The 5,154-nt window shown below is 61.5% G+C and carries 4 protein-coding genes; 1 reads left to right on the top strand and 3 read right to left on the bottom strand.

All coding sequences use genetic code 11. The features are described from left to right. Positions 1-518 precede the first annotated feature (518 nt). Positions 519-623 (bottom strand): hypothetical protein, encoded by a 105-nt coding sequence (locus tag ACIP9X_RS21765; RefSeq protein ID WP_400481828.1) that lies wholly within the window; start codon positions 621-623, stop codon positions 519-521. 371 nt (positions 624-994) lie between these two features. On the opposite strand from ACIP9X_RS21765, the gene ACIP9X_RS21760 reads away from it, so the two are divergent. Beyond that, positions 995-1,561, top strand: coding sequence for a hypothetical protein (locus ACIP9X_RS21760; protein ID WP_400481827.1), 567 nt, complete (start codon positions 995-997; stop codon positions 1,559-1,561). A gap of 697 nt (positions 1,562-2,258) precedes the next feature. Here the strand turns inward: ACIP9X_RS21760 and ACIP9X_RS21755 are convergent. Both ACIP9X_RS21755 and ACIP9X_RS21750 read right to left on the bottom strand, forming a co-directional pair. Beyond that, entirely contained in the window at positions 2,259-2,873 is a 615-nt protein-coding gene (locus tag ACIP9X_RS21755) for a hypothetical protein (RefSeq protein WP_400481826.1), read from the bottom strand. A gap of 382 nt (positions 2,874-3,255) precedes the next feature. Further along, complete coding sequence (locus ACIP9X_RS21750) at positions 3,256-4,566, bottom strand: ISL3 family transposase (RefSeq protein ID WP_400481825.1); 1,311 nt, start codon at positions 4,564-4,566, stop codon at positions 3,256-3,258. Positions 4,567-5,154: the final 588 nt, after the last annotated feature.

Genomic DNA, 5,154 nt, shown 5'->3' with positions numbered 1-5,154 from the left:
TCTTGCCGGCCCCCGGCCGCGACGCTCTCCGCGGGTCTTGCCGGCCCCCGGCCGCGACGCTCTCCGCGGGTCTTGCCGGCCCCCGGCCGCGACGCTCTCCGCGGGTCTTGCCGGCCCCCGGCCGCGACGCTCTCCGCGGGTCTTGCCGGCCCCCGGCCGCGACGCTCTCCGCGGGTCTTGCCGGCCCCCGGCCGCGACGCTCTCCGCGGGCCTTGCCGGCCCCCGGCCGCGACGCCGGCCCTGGCCGCCCGAGGCTTTCCCTTGGGGACGCTGCGTGGGAGCTTTTCGGCTTTAAGGCCGTGGCCTGCTCTGGCCTCCCTGGGCTTGGATCTGCCGGTGGAGGCACGCTTTGGTGGCTCATCGCATTTGAGGGTGTAATCGCGGTCTGAATCCGCCGGTCTCTAGGAGTGACCGGGCGATGTAGTTGGCAAGGTTCCGGAAGCCGAGGGCGGAGCCACGGAGGTGTTCGAGTCGGCTCATGCGGCTGAGTGTTTCCGGAGGGACTCCAGTCCGTTGAGCTAGTGTCCGCAGCAGCGCCGCGAAGGGGTGAAGTCCCGGCCCTCCGTTGCTGAATCGAGGAGACGTCGGAAGCTCATGGCGTAGCAAGCCGAGAGACGCGCCAGCCAGGATGACAGGGCTTCACCTTCCAGCGGCCGGGGGTGCCGTGGCCACAGCGCCGGTGGCGTCGTGCCAGCCCGCGCTCAAAGAGGCGGCGGCGTTCGCTCGGGCCAGCGTAGGCAGCCAGAATCCCAGCAGCGGACGCCCGGCGTTGTGTGCAGTGTCAGGAGGGCTCCGGGCGTCCACATGCCTTCGGGAAAGTCCGGAGGCTTTGCCCAGTTGTCGAAGGCCTGATCGACCGAGGGCGGAGGCTAGCCATGAGCAAGTCCTGGTGTCATGCTTACCGTAGGATCTACGTGGGGTTCATCGATCGGGGGATTGCGGCATGTTCGGAATGGGTAACACACGGGATCGTCATGTTACTTGGCCGCGGGATATGCACATCAGCATAAACGAACACGCGCAGCCGCTGAAGATTCTTTTGTTCATCCGTCACGCATGGTCAATCGCGCAGGACCTAAAGATCCCTGAGCTAAGTCCCCCACCAGCGCCCGGAGAATCCCGGATACCGGATTCACCGAGCAGGGAAGAGTGGGAAGATCGCTGGAAGAAGGAATGGAATCGTACCTGGGTCTGGTATGACACCAGAGCGCCTCAGATGGCCCCAGTCTCCCAAGAAGAGATGCAAAAACTTTCACGTCCAGGTCAGGAGCTTCATCCGGTAGTGCCTCCGTTCTGGCCGGTGGAGTACGGCACGACGGGCTTTGATCAGACCGCCTTCGGCATCTGGGATAAACTGACGTTACCCGTAGTCCCGGACATCGGAGTACGGGGCAGCACTCAGGCGCTAATTGATGCTTGGCAGGACGGATTGAGGACCATCATCGTGCTCCCCTATCAGGGGTACTTCGCGAACCGTCGAAACGACACCCATTTGGTCATCTCAGCCGAGACCAGACGATCCCCGGAGCTCTTCACCCAGGCGCTGCGTTCCTGGCAGTGATCCCCCCGCCTCCTTCGCACTCATGGCGCTCGGTTGGCGGTCCAAGGGTACCTTTCACTAGTCTCGGACCGTTGACGGCGACCATTAGCTCGCCGCTCTATTTCTTGTTTGTCGGTGTCATTCCTGGAGCTCTGGCTGTGATGGCGCCGACAGTGCAAGGTTCGAACAATCAATTAGGGGCTAGATTCTTAGTCGTGAATTCTTGCAGAAATAACTCAGTCCGCCCCGTGAATGCCATAACGCATGATCAACTCGAGTTTCAGATGAGACGTGTCATCTCCGCTTCCGCTTATTGGATATTCTCTACCGTCACTCTTTAAACAGGCTTTGAGGGCACTTCTAGTCCCCATTTAAAAATGGTACTTTTTTCTTTGATGGCCCCCATAAGCGAGGTCCAGCGAAGCGCATTGTCCATGGAGAGCCAAAACGCATGGTAGGCCAAGGACGACTGCAATTGAGAGGAGATGAAGCACCAGCGTCCCTCAAAGCCTCGGCGTCGGGGGGCGTGGTGCCATTGTCGAAAACTTGTTCTCACATCGACGAAGAAAACCCTCTCTCAACCAGGGCTTGTTGAAACGTGTCCGGCACCTTGCCAGTTGAGCCCGTAGGGGCCTCACTCACGCTGGTGTCCCAGAGGCTCTCCAAACTTGGCGAGCCTTTGGGATCAACTGGCAACTGGCTCAGATTCCTCGTTGGCTTACTCGCCGTACCACTCATCCGGAGGATTCATCGCTCCACAGACAAAGCCGTAGCTCGTGTAAACCGTCCCGTTGGAAACGTAACCATTGTAGGGCCAGCCTCGAAACGAGATACTCCGCGAGGCCTGCCAAGAGTTGCTGAATGCCCAGCCATCGAGGTTGTAGACCTGGTAGCCCTGGCTGGAGGACACTGCCACTCTCCACGTGTGGTTGACGGCCGCTCCAACCCAGGGGTTAGTGATGGCGTAGGCTGTGGAGAAATTCTTTCCCCAGCCCGTTAGCGATGACGATCCGCAGTCGCCGTATCGGGTGTCGAGAAGTGAAATTCCTTCAGGACCTGACGCTGGCTCCTGCCCCGGAATGTATCGGGCTCCTGTCATTGTGCCCTTGGGTGTGGATGCGAGTATGGAATACTCGACGCCCCGTTCATCCTTGCGGATATCGTATCCGTTGTCATTGGCGGTCTTCTTGTCGAACCCGAGGATCTTCATGGATCCTGATGCTTCCACCGCCAGCGGCGGGTTATCCTTCTTGCTATCTGCCGCGGCGGGACACAATCCGAATCCAAGCAACAAAATTGACGACGCCACGGTCGCCGTGAGACCAGAACGCACTTGTGCAATTTTCAATTTTTCCCCAATGCTAAAACTGCCGCCCCCATTGTCAGCTAAGCCAATGCTACAAATAGGGCGACGCGGAGTAAACAGATATGGCCAACTTTCTAAAGTTCATTATTAATTTCGCAAATAAGCCCTCATGCAAGTAGCAGCAATATAGTAAGCTGCCTTATTAGCTGCGCGGACCGCTACTTGGGGCAGAGCGCGGGAGGCAAGCCAGGTCTATTTGCGGGCTTGGAGGGCCGTCGCCACCAGGGCGAGGAGAGGCTGATGGAGAGCTGAGACCTTGATCCACTGCTTTTTGGTGAGCACTTCTTCATGGAGTATCGCGTCGAAACGAATGAATCCCTCGAAGCCTTGATCTTCCAGCCATTAGAGCTCATCGCATTTGAGGGTGTAATCGCGGTCTGAATTCGCCGGTCTCTAGGAGTGACCGGGCGATGTAGTTGGCAAGGTTCCGGAAGCCGAGGGCGGAGCCACGGAGGTGTTCGAGTCGGCCATTCAGTGCTTCCGTGGGACCGTTGCTGGTGCCGGGCCGGTCGAAGTATGCCAGCACGTCCCCTGCACGGCGTTTCAGCGTCCGGCCGAGCGTGATGACTTCGTTCAGTGGAGCGGGAACACCGGTGCTGATCGCGCCGATCAGAGATTGCATGAGCTGCTTGCCTCGGGTGCCGTCAGGGTCGCGGTAGGCGGCGATGGTGCGCTGGTAGATGCCCCAGGTGGCTTCCACTTCGGCGTGGTTGTCCGCGGCGAACAGGGCCTCCAGCCTGTCTTTCTGCTTGTCGGTGAGCAGATCGTGCCCGGTGTGCAGGGTCCGGCGGGCTGCGTAGAGCGGATCCCCGGACCGTCCGCGGTGCCCAATGGTCTGCTGCTGAACCCGCTGGCGGCACCTGTCCAGGGCATCGCCGGCAAGCCGGACGACGTGGAACGGATCCATGACCTCGACCGCGTCCGGGAGCTCCTCGGCGGCTGCGGTCTTGAACCCGGTGAACCCGTCCATCGCAACGACCTCGATCCCGTCCCGCCAGGCCTTCGGCCGCTCGCCAAGCCAGGCTTTGAAAACCTGTTTCGAGCGACCCTCGATCATGTCCAGCAACCGCGCCGGGCCGGTCCTGTCCCGGACCGGGGTGAGGTCGATGATCACGGTGACGAACTTGTCCCCGCGCCGTGTGTGCCGCCAGACATGCTCATCAACGCCGATCACGGCAACCCCGTTGAACCGGGCGGAGTCCTCGATCAACACCCGTTTGCCCTCGGCAAGGATCGCGCTGTTCGCGGTGTGCCAGGACACGCCCAGGCCTTCGGCGACGCGGGCAACGGTGAGGTGCTGGCACACGATGCCCTCCAGCGCCCAGCGCAGCCCGCGTCGGGAGATCTTCGCCCGGGGCTGAGCGGCTTTGGAGATGTCCTGCCGCCACACCCGGCCGCACCCGGTGCACTTGTAGCGGCGGACCCTCACCAGCAGCGTGGTCGGCCGCCAGCCCAGCGGTTCATGCGCGAGAGGCCGTGTGACCGTACCTCGGGCGACGCCCTGGCCACCACACGAACGGCACCAGTCATCCGGATCAACGGCACGGCATTCCAGCACCGCACGGCCCGGGGCAAGACGCTGCCCGGCAGCTTCGAGCCCAAGCTCATCGAGCCGGCAGAACGTAGTCAGGTCAGGAGGCAGGAAGGTAGCGTGGGACACGTCGAGGTCTTCCGGATGGGCAGTGTAGGAACTTCCATCATCGGAAGACCTCGACCTCTATCCCGCCACCGACGCGCCCGGCCCCGCTACACCCTCAAATGCGATGAGCCGCTTTGGTTGTGCCGGCGAACGGCCCCCGGCGCAGTGCCGTGGCCTGGGTGCGCGGCCGGGGCCGGGTGACGCACTGCACAGAAGTGGTTTTAAGTCGTCGGGGTGGGGTTTTTCGCTCTCATCTCGCCCTTGTTCTGCGGATTGGCGGGGTTTTTGGGGGTTGGGTGGGTGTTGGGGTGGGTTTGCGGTGGGGGGTGGGTGGGTGTATTGTTTTCTGAGTCGCCGCGAGGGGGACCGGCGGGAAGCTGGTTCTTGAGGGTGGCGGAATCCCCTTCTTGAACAGCCTGGAAATGGTCGTCTTTGTGGCGTGCCGGTTTTGGGTGGGGCTGGTTTGGTTGTTGGTGTGGGTCCTGGGAACGGGATTTGCGTCGGCGGCTGGAACCGGGTAAGTTTGGAAAGTTGCTCCGGAGCGATCCTGAACGGGTGTTTGGGTGGTGCCGGGTGTGTCTGTTGTTTGAGAACTCAATAGTGTGCCAA

Origin of the sequence: Arthrobacter sp. NPDC093125 (genome assembly GCF_044754225.1) — a bacterium.
Taxonomy (GTDB): domain Bacteria; phylum Actinomycetota; class Actinomycetes; order Actinomycetales; family Micrococcaceae; genus Arthrobacter.
Note: the sequence above shows the minus strand (reverse complement) of the source record. Positions and strands in the feature narration are given on the sequence as shown.